The sequence below is a fragment of the Pantoea coffeiphila genome, from assembly GCF_016909495.1.
GTDB lineage: Bacteria > Pseudomonadota > Gammaproteobacteria > Enterobacterales > Enterobacteriaceae > Erwinia > Erwinia coffeiphila.
In genome coordinates, this window is the sequence record NZ_JAFBFW010000010.1 from 122,875 (window position 1) to 138,222 (window position 15,348).

Sequence of the window (15,348 nt, forward strand, 5' to 3'; positions counted from 1 at the left end):
GTTTGCTTTTAATCGGCAGAAGATTAAAATCGCCACTTTATTACCGCTGGAACCCCGAACATGTCCGTTGATGCCCATGAAACCGCTGCTCGCCAATCTTCTCCGGTGAGCAAAAGTGAGTTGATTTATCGTCTTGAAGATCGTCCTCCGCTCCCTCAGACCCTGTTTGCCGCGTGTCAGCACCTGCTGGCGATGTTCGTTGCGGTCATTACGCCAGCATTGCTAATTTGCCAGGCCCTCGGCTTACCGGCCCAGGATACGCAACACATCATCAGCATGTCCCTGTTTGCTTCCGGCGTGGCATCCATTCTGCAAATTAAAACCTGGGGACCGGTGGGTTCCGGGCTGCTCTCTATCCAGGGAACCAGTTTTAACTTTGTCTCACCGCTGATCATGGGCGGGCTGGCGCTGAAAAACGGCGGTGCTGACGTCCCGACCATGATGGCAGCACTGTTCGGCACGCTGATGCTCGCCTCCTGTACCGAAATGGCACTGTCCCGCGTTCTGCACCTGGCGCGCCGGGTCATCACCCCGCTGGTTTCCGGCATCGTGGTGATGATTATCGGTCTGTCGCTGATTCAGGTCGGTCTGACCTCTATCGGTGGTGGCTATGCGGCGATGAATGATCACACCTTCGGCGCACCAAAAAATCTGCTGCTGGCCGGCGCCGTTCTGGCGGTGATTATTCTGTTGAACCGTCAGCGTAATCCCTATCTGCGCGTAGCCTCACTGGTGATAGCGATGGCAGTCGGCTATCTGCTGGCGTGGGCTCTGGGTATGCTGCCGGCAGACACAACGCCGACCAATACCTCCCTGGTGGCGATTCCGATGCCGTTCTATTACGGGCTGGGTATCGACTGGAACCTGTTAATTCCGCTGATGCTGGTATTTATGGTGACCTCTCTGGAAACTATTGGCGACATTACCGCGACTTCTGACGTTTCAGAACAGCCGGTCAGTGGCCCGCTATATATGAAGCGACTCAAGGGCGGCGTGTTGGCGAACGGCCTTAACTCCTGCGTTTCCGCACTGTTTAATACCTTTCCAAACTCCTGCTTCGGACAGAATAACGGCGTGATCCAGCTGACCGGCGTTGCCAGCCGCTACGTAGGGTTTGTGGTAGCACTGATGCTGATTGTGCTGGGACTGTTCCCGGCGGTAAGTGGCTTCGTGCAGCATATTCCTGAACCGGTACTCGGCGGTGCAACGATTGTCATGTTTGGTACGATTGCCGCTTCCGGAGTGCGCATCGTGTCACGTGAGCCGTTAAACCGCCGCGCGATTATGATTATTGCCCTGTCGCTGGCGGTTGGGCTGGGCGTATCACAGCAGCCACTGATCCTGCAGTTCGCGCCAGACTGGCTGAAAACGCTGCTCTCTTCCGGCATCGCGGCAGGCGGGATCACTGCTATTGTTCTGAATCTGGTGTTCCCGCAGGAAAAATAATTCCGCAGCGGTCATAGTCGTACGAATACAGGGCGGATAATTTCCGCCCTGCAAGTGCCTTCCCGGTTGAGAAACGGCGATAAATCAGGCATAACAAGCCATTACCGATTTTCCACGGGATGGTTGCAATGAAATTTCTCGGAAAAGTTTTGCTCACGCTGCTACTGGTGTTACTGCTGGTCATCGTTGCTCTTTATGTGCTGCTGCAAACCCAGTGGGGTGCAGGATGGATTAGCCGCCAGATTAGCGATGACAGCGCCTATCAGCTCTCTATGAGTAAAATAGAGCATGACTTTTCTAATCCCAGCCATCTCCTGCTTGATAACGTTGCCTTTGGCCGGGATGGTCAGCCCGCTACGCTGGTCGCTAAACGCGTCGACCTCGGTCTGAGCCTCAAGCAATTCAGCAATCCACTTCATTTCTCCAGCATCCGGCTGAACCAGGGAACGCTAAATCTGAATAACGGCAATCCGCCGGTTTCTTTACAGGCCGACCGACTCCAGCTTAGCCAGATGGCGCTTAATCGCTCCCAGGATAACTGGTCATTACAGGCTCAGCGGGTGGATGGCGGTATTATTCCCTGGCAGCCAGAAGCGACCGAACGTCCAGACTATCAGGCCAGCTTCCAGATCAGCGCCGGGTCGCTGTTGCTGAATGGCGTACCGGCGGCGAATGCGCTCATTGAAGGCAATGTGAAAGGACGGGAATGGACGATTAGCAATCTTGGTGCAGATGTCGCTCGGGGATCGGCGACGGCAAATGCCCACCGTGATGCGTCCGGCAACTGGCAGGTTTCCAGCCTGCGGCTGAACAGCATTCGCCTGCAAAGTGATAAGACGCTGAGTGATTTTTTACAACCCCTGTTGTCTCTTCCTGAAGTACGGCTGGGCAGGGTCGATGTGACCGATGCCCGCCTGGAAGGGCGCGACTGGGCGGTCACCGATCTGGATTTAGTGCTGAAAAATATCACGCTGAGCCACGGTGACTGGCAGAGTGATGGCGGATCGCTGGCGATGAACGCCAGTAGTGTTGTCAACGGGAGCCTGCAGCTGGACGATCCAATTGCAAATCTGGACTTTTCTCCGCAGGGTATTGAGCTATCACAGTTCAGCTCTCGCTGGGTTAACGGCCTGATCCGCGCCCAGGGCAGCTGGAACCGCAGCGATAAAACGCTGAACCTGGATGAAGTGGTCATCGCGGGTCTGGAGTACACGCTTCCCTCAACCTGGCGTGAGCGCTGGACTCAAGCGCTACCGAGCTGGCTGGATAGCGTTGAAATTAAGAAATTCAGCGCTAATCGCAATCTGATCATTGATATCGATCCGGCATTCCCTTTCCAGATGACGTCTTTAGAAGGCACCGGCAACAATCTGCTGCTGGCGCACAACCACCAGTGGGGGATCTGGGCGGGAAATCTGAGCCTGAATGCGGCCGAAGCCACCTTCAATCGCGTTGACTTGCGTCACCCTTCACTCACCCTGGCCGCAGATGAAAATAGCATTAATTTCACTGAGATGAGCGCTTTTAGTGGTGACGGCATGCTGGAAGGTAACGCCAAAATAAGCCAACAGCCTGACAGAAGCACATCCTTTACGCTGAATGGCCGCCAGGTCGCGTTTAACCTGTTGCAGAACTGGGGATGGTCACCGCTTCCGCAGAGCAAAGGCAATCTACAACTCAGCGGCCAGGCCCTGCTGCAACAGGATAAACCGTTAAAGCCTACTGTTAACGCTACGCTTTCCATCACCTCTGCTGATAATGCCGTGCAGCAGCGGATGGTGAACGGTGAAGTGCGCAGCGGCAACTGATGGCTAATGCTCGCTGGCAAACCGCGGATCGTGAGGAAACAGCCAGCGAGCTTCCTTTAGTAACACCAACCGGTGTTGTACGTCGTTAAGCTGCCGGGCGATATTTATCCTTGTATCATAAATATTCGCGTCGGGGTGTACTCCAGAATAGCGCCGCGCCCAGTGTTCAAAGTTTATCAGCCAGTAGCTGTCCCCCGACTGGTTGAAGCGCAGCAGGTTGCCAATATGCTGGTCAAAGTCATAACGATCGCTGAGCAATATTTTTCCGACAGGATGAGATGCTGCTAACAGCTCGTCCTGCCGGCCACCGCGTTCAATGTCGGTCAGCTTCCCCTGTAGCTGCAAGGCTCCCGCCAACAGGATCAGAAATACCGCAGCTGCAGCCCCCGTAAATATCCGCCCGCTGCATATCAGGGACGGCCATACCCTGAAGTGACGGCAAGGAATATCAATACAGCGCAACACTATCAACAACAGTAGCCAGTGGGCAGCAGACTGATAGATGGGGTATTCAGTCATCATATGGAGAAGAACAGGAAACGCTACAGCCAGCAGGGGGAGCTTTTTCCTGCGGTAAGCCAGCCAAACAATGATGCCCCCACCAACAATTATTGCCGCCATTGCCAGAAGAGCCAGGCTCCCACCTTCAACCATCCACAAGAGAATCTCGTTGTGAGGATGAGCGCTCGTGCCCTGAGCTGCAAAGGTCTCTTCCCCACCGAATCTGTGCAGGAAGTTATATTCGAAGCCGCCGACGCCCCAACCGAATAGCGGTTTTTCGATAAACATGCGCAGGCTATCGACAATGAATACCCAGCGAATATGGGTACTTTGTATATGGTTAATGTCAGGCGTCATCATCAGAAACTGCATCAGTTTACCGATCAGTATCCCTAAGACTAAAGCCGTAGCGATCCACAGTAGCCTTGCCGCCTGCCGGTAAAACCAGCAGCAGTAACATAGCAGAGCGATACCGGTTGCCAGGTAACCAATCTGAGACTGACAGAGTTGAAGTACAAGACCAAAGAGTAAAAACAGGAAAAAACAGGCTGATCGATGGTAAAGAGCAAACTTACCCTGCGAAAGTAAAACCCGGTATGGAGAAGAAAAACTTAGAAAGAGCAGAGCCGATACGCCTGTCGCCACAAAACTTGCCAGTACATTAATTTGCTGAAAAATACCGTAAGGCCTCGTCGAACGAAGCGTTGAGAATTCCCACCACTGCGCCGCAGGTAAGTGGAAATACTGTACCAGGCATAATATACATTCAAGAACAACGCCGAGCAGTACAGCTGTCATCATCCACCAGGTGTCAGATGGGCGTACCCTGAACTGTAGCAACGTAAGATAAAAGAATACGCTGCCCACCATTCCGATCGTAGTTAACGCAGCGTTCTCCCGCCAGACAGGTTTGGTACACAAAGAGAGCAGAATTAAAATCAGAAAGCCACTCACAAACCAGCCCGACGCAGCGCTAAATCTCAGCCGGATGCGACCTGAGGAAACCGGCCACACGGCAATGATGACCATAAATACGCACACCGTCATCCACGTAATGATATTGATGGGCAGCGCCAGGCCGCTCCCCCCCATATTCGGCTGATACCAGTGCAGTAATAAACCAAAAAAAAGAAACACCAGGCATAAGAGAGTATTTCTTAACGTACGCGATCGCCCCAGCGACATTCCTTTGTGCTCGGAAATCGGAATGGTATCAGACATATAACGAAGCCTTATCTGGTTACTGATAGCTCAGCGTGTATTGCGCAACGGAGGTGAATGGCCCAAAGGCAACGTTGCCCGATTTTATTTCCTCAGTATCCGCTTCCACAAAAGCAAAAAAATCAAGACTCATACTTCCCTGAGAAAGCGCAACCGCCGGGGATGCCTGTTTCAGCGTGACAGGGCTACCGTCCTTTAACTGCAGCCCAACGCCAATCGCAGACATATCACCGGCGCCTTCAGGTGTAATCATCAATCTGTTCGGTAACTTAGGGCTCTCATTACCTGAAAACGAGATCGTCACTGATTCAAAAACAACGGCATTACAATTAAGCAGATGGATAGTAAAAGGTATCGGTTTAGTAGTTCTATCATTAACAAGATCCTTCAACGCAATCTGCTTAAAGTCGACAGGCACCTTCTCATCTCCGGGAGCAACATCGCAGGGTAACGCAACAACTTTACCGGTGAATCTAAGATCCCCACCGATTAATCCAGCCATTTTAGTCGTGGCTGCCACAGGCTGGCTCATTGCAACGGCGGGCAGCAAAGGAAGCAGCCAGCGGCATAGTTTCATCATGTCACTCGTCCCTACTGAAATTCTGCAACAACGCTGGCAGTAGACTCATAATCCCCTTCAGGAACCTGAGCGCCTTTGTTTATAATGGGTGAAGCCGTCAGGCTCCAGTTACCCTTATTATTTTCAAAATTATCGATATCGTAAAAATGGTTCGGTAACACAGGGTTCCCTGACTTATCCCACAGCCCCACACCCAGGTTACTGCGGTCGAGACCGGTTCCGGTCGTACCAAGATAGTCCGGGTTAAAACTTGCCAACCCTGAACCCGCAGGCTGGATACCCATTTTTATATTAAGAAATCCTGTATCAAAACTCCCTCCTTTACACTCAACACGAATGGGGACGGGCTTCCTGTACTTGGTATTATTAGCATCAACCCCGGACCCTGGGATGTCGTCAAAGGGAATGACTATAGCCTGTCCCTCATTAATAATGCATTTATCCGGAACGGTAATAATCCCAGAAGTAATAGTGATCGTAGCCAAAGGATAACTAATTGATGGCATGGCCCCCAGGCGACCATACAGCTTAACTAATTCTGTACCCTCAAGATTCATGCCATTAATTAACGGTTTCTTAATGACGAAAGTAATTTTACCTTGTGAACCAGACATTGTATCTCTGATAACATGCGATGATGGTGGAACACAGGACTCAGGAACATTGTTAGCTCGCCCTGTAAAAGGCACTGGGAAAAGACCGCCCTGTGCCCCCATTCCGGTTATCATAAACACCTCGACCTTCACATCGATGTAATCATTTAATACCAGAAAATTGGGGGTCGATGAATTAATCATCGTAGTAGTGGCCGTATAAAATCGCGATTGATCCGTTATCGGCCTGTTACAGTGAATGTCAACGGTATATCGCCCATTCATATTCCATCCAGTATTGACTTGCGTGCCCACTTTATTCGAACTTAAGTCCATTGAGGTAATTGAAACGTCATATTTAAAACCACCAACGATTTCCGGCGTAATGTCACCCTCATTATACGCCATTGATGACAGTGGAAATAAAAGAGGGGTAATGAATAACCCGCACGTTGCTCCGAATCGGAATGCGCTTTGCCTGGTACACCGCTTGCTCATTACAAATACTCCATCATCAGACGAACCATTCCATAGTAGCTCCCGGCACCTACATATTTCTGCGTTGACTCTAAAGCAGCCATAAACGTCAACGTATTATCGCCGGGAAACAACAGATACGGATGCTGAGTCTGATTCAGGAAAAGCGGAGTGCCTTTGCTGTCCATCAGACGAAGCCCAAGGCCTCGTACCCCCCCCCGTACCATCAGCAGGTCGGGGTTAGCACCATCGGACTCACCGGCGAAGGTGAGAGAAATTACCCGCTCATCTGTCGTATAAGATCTGACATTTATCCCGGTCATCTTTCCGGGAATATCTTCATGAGACTCGTGCGCACCAGCGAGACAACCCTTCAGGTTGACGACAAAGATTACTCGTTTTGATCGGCTCCCTTCCTGGCGAAATGACCGGGCGCTAACCTCACCCATGTCAACATCCTGCTCCTGAGATTCGCTGGCCAGTATGCAGGGGGAAGTCAATACGGCACCATGAAAATGAACTACGCCATTCTGCCCTTCAACATCATACAAATCCCGGTGAACAGGAGAAAGCGTCGCACTGGCACAGCAGCTGAACATCAGTGCTGACAAAATTAGCGTTCGGGCAGTCATAATTACATCCCTCTTTATATGCAGAAAAAACAGCGTTCCGTGCTATTTTTTTACCTGATCGTCAGGAACAGAATGACAAATGGTCCCCTCACAGCGATAGCGAATTTCAGGGTGACCACCATAGTCATTGACATACATCATCGAAAATTCATTTACGCTCGTATTAGTCACCGGAACATCTAGCGTCGATTTCGGCGGTATCATTATTCCCGGGAAGGTTGTCAGGCGCTCCCCTCCTTTTTCAGAGGCACCTTTTGTTAAACCTATTACGGTTATAAAGTAGGGCGTTGGATTATCCGCAACGAACTTATTCCCTTCTTTTTTAAAGGCCAGTTTATTCTGCCAGACTTCATTTTTACTATCCGGAACGATTGGCGTTGGCCGGTAGAACAATTTTATCCTCGACTGCATAGATAACTGAAGCACGTTGGCTTTTTTAGGCTTTGGCGGTATTTCTCTGACGTTGAGATAAAAAAGGCTCTCGCGATCCTGTGGAAGTGCATCAATTCCATTGGTTTTAGTCACCCTGATAACACCTTTTTGCCCACCGTTAATCCTCTGTAAGGCCGGTAAAACAAGAAGAGGCGAAGTGATTTTATTTCCTTTTGCATCTTCAACCCATGATTGCGCAAGAAATGGCACATCCGGGCTGGTGTTTGAAAGGTTTGCACTGGCAGAAACACTGTTCCCGGTGAGGATCATCCTTGTACGGTCGAGAGAAATTCCTGCCTGAGCAGACCCCATGCCCACGACTAAAGCCGTCGTTAATGTTGCTATATTTAAGGTAACAATAGTTTTTCGCATAATAATAATCCTGTTAGGTAGTGCGCGCGTTCCTGCTACGATTCTATTGGCATGGTAATAAAATTTGTGCCTGCTTGTGCGTTAGCTTTTCCGGGACCTGAATAGTGCATTGCTTTTTCCCTTCCCAGACGGCAAAGAGTTTCTCTCCAGGCTTAACCCCGGATAAATAGGCAATTCCGCCATCCATGACCATCGCCACGCTCACCGAATCATCGTTCAACACTTCGGCACCAAACGGCGGCGAGGTTCCATCCTGCAAGCGCAGCTGCGACATCACCCTCTCTCCCTGAGACATCGCAAATTTCTCGTAGCCGATCGCCCCCTCGGTGAGAGTCGATGTGGTAATCGCATGTGAAACCTCAACATCTTCACCCAGTGCATCAACATCAATACGCGTATCAAAGCTGTTATAGCTCGCCACATCAGGCACTACGCCAATCCCGAAGAAGTTAGTCCTGGCCAGCTTACCGTTAAGAGGCACGCCGGCCACACCACCGGTATCGACCATAATACGTGCCGTATCCTGAGTGGCAGAGCTGTTATGTATTGCTGCACCATAGCGCGTGGCCGTGATCCCACCGCGCACCGTGCCGCCCAGTGAAATATAGTTATCCTGCTGATAGCTGACGTTGGTATCGATCTGCGCCATCGCCGCCCGGTGCTGATAATAGCCGTCGCCTGAAGCTTTACCGGCCTGATCGGCCCCTGCGCGGATTCGCCACAGGTTGTTGTAATCGCGATTGTCGCTGTACGATGCCATTTGTGTATTTCTACGCCCCTGCATCTGCAGGTCATAACCCGCCCAGCGGCTGTCGCCAATCGGCATAGAGATCGAGAAGGACAGGCTGTCATCATTACGGCCCTGATAGGTCGAACGATACAGCGCCAGGTTAGCCGTAATACCATTCACACCGGCAACACTAAACGTTCGTGATGCGGATAAGCCATAGCGATCCTGGCCTTTTGTATCCCAGTAATTCTGGTGGGTATAGGTAAGAAATACCGTAGTCATTTTATCCGGATCGTCAGCCCAGAACGTTTTATTACCCGTTATCGTATACATCTCTTTATCGCGACCGGTGCTGTTATAGTCATTGTAACGATCGTCCAGGTACTGGGACTGGGTCCTGTATTTTTTCTGCGAGAAACGATAGCCCGCGAAGGTAATTGAACTGTTAAATTCATCGAAGGTTTTCGCGTAGCTAAGTTTGAAGGACATCCCCTGCTGCGAACTTTCCCCCGGTAATTTACTTATTGATTGCGTAATATCGGCAGATATTGCGCCCAAAATATCCAGATCGCGCCCGACGCCCGTAGACCAGGCATTATAGTTACTCCCGGACAGTAAAACCCCACCATAAATCGACCACGAGTTGCTTAAGCCCCATGAGAAGTCACCGGTATAAAAAGCAGGCCCCTGGATTTTATGATTGTATTGTGAAGGACGACCAACAGAGGTGTTATAGCGAATATAACCCGGACGAGTAAGATACGGAATATTGGCGGTATTCACTTTAAAGGTGCTTATTGTACCATCCTGTTCCTCAACCTTAACATCCAGCTCACCGCGTACGGATGTGTTCAGATCCTCTATATTGAATGGACCTGCCGGTACTGTGGTTTCATAAATTGTACGACCGCTCTGGCTAACGGTTACCTTCGCGTTACTTTTTGCAATGCCACGCACCTGTGGGGCATAACCCTGCAGGTTTGGAGGCAGCATACGTTCGTCGCTGGCCAGATTAATACCGGTAAAGCGTACGGTATCAAACACTTTTGAGTTTGAATAAATTTCACCAAGAATAACCTTCGCCGCCTGCATTGGCAGAGGACGATAGGCATATATCTGATTAAATTCGAAATTATGCTGGTGCTCGCTGCCGGAATAGTCCCCCTGATACTGCGCACGCAGGCGCCAGGCGCCCACGTTCATGCCCGTCTGACCATAGGCAGAAAAACTGGTACTTGAACCAGATCCATTCTTTATCTGACGGCTTGTTTGCCCGCTGATGCTGTAATCCAACAGCAGACCGGGCACACCATTATCCCAGCGTTCAGGTGGTGTCCAGTCAGGATCGGAATATTTCATCCATGCCTGGGGGATAGTGATATCCAGTGTGCCTTCCTGGTTAGAAATTGTCGCACTGGGGATTGTGGTAATATCAAGACAACGATCGTCGATTCTACGCACCATTTCTAGCGCCTTTTCCTTCAGCGCCAATGCGGTAACCATATTCGGCGTTAAGCACGCCAGCGTTTTGTTCTTTGCATCAGGAGAAACGATATAGGTGACTTTATCTTGTTTATAAAAACGACCGTTAATTTTGATGTCCAGTAAATATGTTGCGGGTGCAACATAGTTCGTTTCTGCAAAACGAGAAAGGTCAATATTGCCACGATCGGCAGCATCCAGCGCATCAACACTGAACTCTACGGCATCATCTGCTGCCAGGGATGAATGTGCTATCAAGCACAATATCAGATTCGCTATGGATAATTTGTATCTGCTTTTAATAAAAAATAACATTAAATTATCATCCCAATTTCCACACATCTAAAAAATGCAGATATGCATGAAATTAATAAAGTAGTCATCCTTGTCCCAATAGTGTTATTCAGTCGAGACTTCTACTACAAATAGTCCATAAAGAATCTAACAGTTGCGTAAAACTCACCTGATATTATGTTGGTATTTAAAGGAACTATTGTTGCTTTAAAGTAAAGCGTATTGACACCTTCGCTTAAAGAAAACGCGGAGGTCGGTTCACCTAATCTCAGCCTTTTTCCGTCTCGATCACTGAGACGAATCCCAAATCCTTTAGCATCTCCAGTAATCCCGATAAGATCGTTCCCTTCCCTGACCTTATCGCTGTTAAAAATTATTTTTGCACTACGATAGAAAACACCTGGATAGATTTGGCTTTGCAACGAACATCCCGTCAGCTGGATATGAAAATAATGTGTCAAACTGTTACCTGAACCGCTAATAATTTCCTGAGCAGTTATCTGCCCAAATTCAATCCATTGCTCTCGGTCCTGATACACAATCTCGCAGGGTGCTTCGATGATTTCACCCTTCACCATTACTTCACCCGGCGTACTGTATTTAACTTCATCAGCCTGGGCTGTTCCGCCAGCAATGTAAAACAAGCTGTAGCAAATCCATTTGCGTAAACTCATATTCCCTCTGCCCATTACTGGGAACAATAATATTATTAACGCAGAGCAAATCGCTCTGCGTTAATAATTAGAGTTTTACTGATAGTCGATCTGGAAGTTGATCTGTGAGGTGAAATCACCTGGCTCTACGGCGCTGGAAGAGTTATCGGCTTTAACATAGGCCATGAATGGAATAACAGATTTACCATTAGTCAGATTAACAGGTGCAGATGCCTGACCCCAAACAACATCTTTGCCGGCGTTATCGGTTAAACCAATACCCGCACCTTTTGCGGTGCCAGAAAGCATTGCAGCCAGAGATGCATCGTTTGGATTTGCAGTGTTAGGCTGATAGGTCACAGTCGCATGCTGCGCAACCGTGATATCACAGTTCTGAAGCTCAATATTCTTTTTCTCATTACCTGCCCTTGCACCGTTTTTCAGAGCCGCTGTGGTGATCTCAGCAAAATCAACCATTACCGGGCTGGAGTTAGCAGCCAGACCACATGCTGAATTCACCAGCGATCCTTTAAATTCGATGGTGCCATTGGTAGGAGTACCGGTATAAGCAGCAATTGATGCAGTAGATACAGAAGCCAGAACGATACCCATTGAGATCAGAATTTTGTTCAATTTCATTTATTACATCCTTGATATGGAATTAAAGAAATAACATTGCATTTCATTTGCCATGCTTTATTTAATTTACCAAGGCAGGAGGTTAATTAGAATAGTGTTTATTTGATAATAAAGAATGCGATACGAAACCCTACAAAAAAGCACTAACAAGACTAAAGCCAAAGATTTATTAAACTGCCAGTACAAGCACAATAAGGCAATAAATCATCATCAAAGTAATGATGTAAGGCAGATATTAATCAATCTTATTACTTGTTCACCTGATAAGATAAGTCATAAAAAAACAATATATATACCTGAAAAAACACCAAGTTACGTTTAACTTTAGTTATAAACAACATTTAACCAACAGGTTATCATAATGCTAATCAATCGCATTTCATTTAAATGATAACTGCTATTTGTAAACAGAATAAAACACTAAAACAAGCCGACCGTCTCGGTCGGCTCTTAGTAGAATGCATGACTTCAGTCAGTAAAACTATTGCCCGGAACCTCCGGATTCCAGAGGCCCATCGGGATCGGCAGGCAAAACAATGTATACGCCCTCAAATACCGCACCGGATTCATCATCGCCGAATAGTTCAACTTCCAGCTGCACACGCGCCTTGCGTCCACGGGCAAGACGATCCAGGTCACCGCTGAGCGAACCCAGATCGGCAATCGCACCGGGCTTACCACTGATAGGCTTGCTGTAGCGGATATGCGCGTCGGCCAGAATGATAGTCCCACCCAGGTGGCGCTCACGCAGCAGCAGCCAGATCAGCCCCCAGCCGGTTAACGTAGCCAGGGAGAACAGGCTACCGGCGAACAGCGTATGGTGAGGATTCTGGTTGCCCGTTTCAGGCATGGTGGTGACAAATTTCTGCCCGGTATATTGCAGTATGCGCACACCCATTTTTTCGCTAAGGGGGATGTGTTCATACCATGCCTGCTGAAGCTGACCGCACCAGTCCGCACGGTGGAGGATATCGTCCAGCGTCACCACCGGTTTTATCATCAGGAAATGGCGCACAGGCGTGGTTTGGGGCGCGGTGATCTCGCCCTGATTGAGGTAGCCAAGCTTGGAGAAGAAATCAACGGCATCCTCACGAGCGCTACACACCACTCGCTTGACGCCTTCCTGCCGGGCAACGGACTCCAGCGTCATCGCCACCAGCGTGCCAAGCCCTTTACCCTGTACCGAGGGATGTACGGCCAGAAAGCGAATTGCCGCTTCGTTATCAGCGTTAATGTACAGTCTGCCAACGGCTACGGGATTCCCCTGCTCATCGACCACCATTTGGTGATGCGCAAGAGCATCCCAGGCATCACGCTCAGATCCCATAGGCTGATGCAGTGGTTTACGCAGCATCTCCCAGCGGAACTGATAGTAGGTATCTAACTCTTCTGCGGTTTCTGGCACCCGGAGGTGATACATAAAGTGATTCTCTCTGTCTGAGCTCGCCAGGCTGTTCCTTTGCCGATCGGCCAGCTGCGTCAAACCTGCAACCAGAAGGTTACCGGGCCATCATTAACCAGCGCCACTTTCATATCTGCAGCGAATTGCCCGGTTTCCGTCGTAATCCCCTGTTCGCGACAGCAGGAAGTGAAATACTCATAAAGTTTTTCAGCCTCTGCCGGTTCTGCGCCGCCGGAAAAACTGGGGCGCAGACCCTTTTGTGTATCGGCAGCCAGCGTAAACTGCGACACCACCAGCACGCTGCCCTTTGCCTGCTGCACGTTCAGATTCATTTTGTCGTTCTCGTCACCGAATATACGGTAACCAAGCACCTTACTGGCCAACTTACGCGCACTTTCAGGGCTATCCCCTTTTTCCACGCCGAGCAGGACAAGCAGTCCAGGCCCGATTTCCCCGATGGTTTCACCTGCTACCGTCACGCTGGCAGCAAGCACCCGTTGAATTAAGGCAATCATAGTTCCTCGTTCTCTTTTTCTTGTTCTTCTTGTTTCAGCTGACGGTAATCACCCAGCGAAGCTGTGATTTCAGCCCCCAACAGTACGATACACCAGGTCCAGTAAACCCATAAAAAGATAATGGGTATAACGGCCAGTACCCCATAAATTAACTGGTACGAGGGGAACATCGTAACATAGAGGGCGAAACACTTTTTCCCCAGCTCAAACAGTACCCCTGCAACCAGCGCACCGACAAGCGCATCGCGCGCGGCAACCTCAGTGGTGGGGACGATGCTGTAAAGTAACCAGAATGAGAGGCAGGAGAGCAGCAGCGGGAAAATACGCAGCATCATGTCGATTGCCCAGGAAACGCCGCTGACCGTGGCCCAGTGAAGTGAAAGCAGGTAAGAACTGATTGCCAGACTTGCCCCCACCAGCAGTGGCCCCAGAGTCAGGATCATCCAGTAGATGGCAAACGAATAAATCAGCGGTCGCTTTTTTTTGCTCCGCCAAATCGTGTTGAGCGCAGAATCTATCGAATACATCAGTAGCAGTGCGGTGACGATCAGTCCACCCACGCCGACCGTGGTCATTTTATTGACGTTAGCCACGAATTGCTCAAGGTAGCTCTGGATAGTCGTTCCCGCCGCCGGGACAAAGTTGTTGAAAACAAAGTCCTTAATCTGTGTGCTGACCTCCGAAAACATCGGAAAAGCCGCGAACAGCGCAAACACCACGGCAACCAGCGGCACCAGAGACAGCAGCGATACATAGGCAAGATGGCCTGCCAGCATGGTCATGCCGTCTTCATCCGTCCGCCGCCACAGTAGTTTTACATACTGCCAGACAGCATGCAGGCGATGGCGAATATGGCTAAACAAACGCATGACTATTTACGGTCGGAGAAAAATGCCGGCACCACGCTGGCATCGGTCACATGGACGCTGTGGATGCCTAACGCTCGTGCAGCCTCAATATTCTCAAGATTATCATCGAAGAAGATAGCGTCCTGCACGGAGGCTTCTTCTTCATTAAGCAGGCGTTGATAAATTTCAGGATCGGGCTTACGCAGCCCCATTTCCTGCGACAGGTAAATTTTATCAGCGGCGTTTTTAACTTCAGGATATTCGGTTGGCCAGAACTCACAGTGCAGGCGATTGGTATTCGATAAAATGACGACGCGATCGCCCTGTTCCCGCAGTTTGTGCATGATGGCGATCACTTCCGGGCGTACACCGACAAACACGGCCTGCCAGCCGACAGCAAACTGCTCAAATCCAAGCGCGATATCCAACTGTTCACACATTTGCGCCGCAAACTGTTCGTCACTGATTTCACCGCGTTCGTGCTGGAAGAAAGGTTCGCCCATATGAAAGCGGCTTTGCAGTGTGGCCAGCGGTACGCGGCCGAGATCGCTCCAGGCGCCTAAAACTCGTCTGAAATCAATATCTACAATGACATTACCGAGATCAAAGATATACAGCATAGCCCTCTCCTTTTGTTCCGCTGAGTTATTCACTCTAGCGGTAAAAACGGGGGCTGAACAGGTAACGGTGGGAAACTGCGGACAAAAAAAAGGCCGGATTGCT

14 protein-coding genes are annotated in these 15,348 nt (G+C 49.7%); 2 read left to right on the forward strand and 12 right to left on the reverse strand.

Annotation, left to right across the window (positions count from 1 at the left end):
* The first annotated feature begins 60 nt into the window (after window positions 1-60).
* Together JOE09_RS24040 and JOE09_RS24045 are read left to right on the forward strand one after the other, a co-directional pair.
* Window positions 61-1,446: a nucleobase:cation symporter-2 family protein gene (locus JOE09_RS24040; RefSeq protein WP_205067609.1), complete on the forward strand. Its 1,386-nt coding sequence runs from the start codon at window positions 61-63 to the stop codon at window positions 1,444-1,446.
* 128 nt (window positions 1,447-1,574) lie between these two features.
* Window positions 1,575-3,254, forward strand: a complete 1,680-nt coding sequence (locus JOE09_RS24045) for an AsmA family protein (RefSeq protein ID WP_205067610.1) — start codon at window positions 1,575-1,577, stop codon at window positions 3,252-3,254.
* A 3-nt stretch (window positions 3,255-3,257) separates the two neighbouring features.
* Here the strand turns inward: JOE09_RS24045 and JOE09_RS24050 are convergent, their stop codons facing one another.
* From JOE09_RS24050 to yihX, 12 genes are all read right to left on the reverse strand, one after another.
* Complete coding sequence (locus tag JOE09_RS24050) at window positions 3,258-4,976, reverse strand: PglL family O-oligosaccharyltransferase (protein WP_205067611.1); 1,719 nt, start codon at window positions 4,974-4,976, stop codon at window positions 3,258-3,260.
* 19 nt (window positions 4,977-4,995) lie between these two features.
* Window positions 4,996-5,556, reverse strand: a complete 561-nt coding sequence (locus tag JOE09_RS24055) for a fimbrial protein (RefSeq protein ID WP_205067612.1) — start codon at window positions 5,554-5,556, stop codon at window positions 4,996-4,998.
* Between the two features lie 11 nt (window positions 5,557-5,567).
* Window positions 5,568-6,647 (reverse strand): fimbrial protein, encoded by a 1,080-nt coding sequence (locus JOE09_RS24060; protein ID WP_205067613.1) that lies wholly within the window; start codon window positions 6,645-6,647, stop codon window positions 5,568-5,570.
* On the reverse strand, window positions 6,647-7,258 hold the full coding sequence (locus tag JOE09_RS24065; RefSeq protein ID WP_205067614.1) for a fimbrial protein: 612 nt from the start codon (window positions 7,256-7,258) through the stop codon (window positions 6,647-6,649). Before JOE09_RS24065 ends, JOE09_RS24060 begins: the two co-directional genes overlap by 1 nt.
* 42 nt (window positions 7,259-7,300) lie before the next feature.
* Window positions 7,301-8,062 (reverse strand): fimbrial biogenesis chaperone, encoded by a 762-nt coding sequence (locus JOE09_RS24070; protein WP_205067615.1) that lies wholly within the window; start codon window positions 8,060-8,062, stop codon window positions 7,301-7,303.
* A gap of 43 nt (window positions 8,063-8,105) precedes the next feature.
* Complete coding sequence (locus JOE09_RS24075) at window positions 8,106-10,589, reverse strand: fimbria/pilus outer membrane usher protein (RefSeq protein ID WP_205067616.1); 2,484 nt, start codon at window positions 10,587-10,589, stop codon at window positions 8,106-8,108.
* Window positions 10,590-10,693: 104 nt separating this feature from the next.
* Window positions 10,694-11,242 carry a fimbrial protein gene (locus JOE09_RS24080; protein WP_205067617.1) on the reverse strand — a complete coding sequence of 183 codons (549 nt, stop codon included), beginning with the start codon at window positions 11,240-11,242 and terminating at the stop codon, window positions 10,694-10,696.
* A 75-nt stretch (window positions 11,243-11,317) separates the two neighbouring features.
* Complete coding sequence (locus JOE09_RS24085; RefSeq protein ID WP_205067618.1) at window positions 11,318-11,860, reverse strand: fimbrial protein; 543 nt, start codon at window positions 11,858-11,860, stop codon at window positions 11,318-11,320.
* 481 nt (window positions 11,861-12,341) lie between these two features.
* Complete coding sequence (gene fabY / locus JOE09_RS24090; RefSeq protein ID WP_205067619.1) at window positions 12,342-13,280, reverse strand: fatty acid biosynthesis protein FabY; 939 nt, start codon at window positions 13,278-13,280, stop codon at window positions 12,342-12,344.
* 59 nt (window positions 13,281-13,339) lie between these two features.
* Complete coding sequence (gene dtd / locus JOE09_RS24095; RefSeq protein ID WP_200547507.1) at window positions 13,340-13,777, reverse strand: D-aminoacyl-tRNA deacylase; 438 nt, start codon at window positions 13,775-13,777, stop codon at window positions 13,340-13,342.
* On the reverse strand, window positions 13,774-14,646 hold the full coding sequence (locus JOE09_RS24100) for a virulence factor BrkB family protein (RefSeq protein WP_200547508.1): 873 nt from the start codon (window positions 14,644-14,646) through the stop codon (window positions 13,774-13,776). Before JOE09_RS24100 ends, dtd begins: the two co-directional genes overlap by 4 nt.
* A gap of 2 nt (window positions 14,647-14,648) precedes the next feature.
* The gene (yihX, locus tag JOE09_RS24105) at window positions 14,649-15,245 is read right to left on the reverse strand and encodes a glucose-1-phosphatase (RefSeq protein WP_105594407.1); all 597 of its coding nucleotides are present in this window, start codon (window positions 15,243-15,245) and stop codon (window positions 14,649-14,651) included.
* Between the last annotated feature and the right edge of the window lie 103 nt (window positions 15,246-15,348).

Bases quoted from the DNA above. Each gene is read 5' to 3' on its own strand.
- yihX (WP_105594407.1), bottom strand. From the start codon at position 15,245: ATGCTGTATATCTTTGATCTCGGTAATGTCATTGTAGATATTGATTTC.
- JOE09_RS24070 (WP_205067615.1), bottom strand. From the start codon at position 8,062: ATGCGAAAAACTATTGTTACCTTAAATATAGCAACATTAACGACGGCT.
- JOE09_RS24045 (WP_205067610.1), top strand. From the start codon at position 1,575: ATGAAATTTCTCGGAAAAGTTTTGCTCACGCTGCTACTGGTGTTACTG.
- dtd (WP_200547507.1), bottom strand. From the start codon at position 13,777: ATGATTGCCTTAATTCAACGGGTGCTTGCTGCCAGCGTGACGGTAGCA.
- JOE09_RS24075 (WP_205067616.1), bottom strand. From the start codon at position 10,589: ATGTTATTTTTTATTAAAAGCAGATACAAATTATCCATAGCGAATCTG.
- JOE09_RS24055 (WP_205067612.1), bottom strand. From the start codon at position 5,556: ATGATGAAACTATGCCGCTGGCTGCTTCCTTTGCTGCCCGCCGTTGCA.
- JOE09_RS24085 (WP_205067618.1), bottom strand. From the start codon at position 11,860: ATGAAATTGAACAAAATTCTGATCTCAATGGGTATCGTTCTGGCTTCT.
- JOE09_RS24065 (WP_205067614.1), bottom strand. From the start codon at position 7,258: ATGACTGCCCGAACGCTAATTTTGTCAGCACTGATGTTCAGCTGCTGT.
- JOE09_RS24100 (WP_200547508.1), bottom strand. From the start codon at position 14,646: ATGCGTTTGTTTAGCCATATTCGCCATCGCCTGCATGCTGTCTGGCAG.
- JOE09_RS24040 (WP_205067609.1), top strand. From the start codon at position 61: ATGTCCGTTGATGCCCATGAAACCGCTGCTCGCCAATCTTCTCCGGTG.
- fabY (WP_205067619.1), bottom strand. From the start codon at position 13,280: ATGTATCACCTCCGGGTGCCAGAAACCGCAGAAGAGTTAGATACCTAC.
- JOE09_RS24080 (WP_205067617.1), bottom strand. From the start codon at position 11,242: ATGAGTTTACGCAAATGGATTTGCTACAGCTTGTTTTACATTGCTGGC.
- JOE09_RS24050 (WP_205067611.1), bottom strand. From the start codon at position 4,976: ATGTCTGATACCATTCCGATTTCCGAGCACAAAGGAATGTCGCTGGGG.
- JOE09_RS24060 (WP_205067613.1), bottom strand. From the start codon at position 6,647: ATGAGCAAGCGGTGTACCAGGCAAAGCGCATTCCGATTCGGAGCAACG.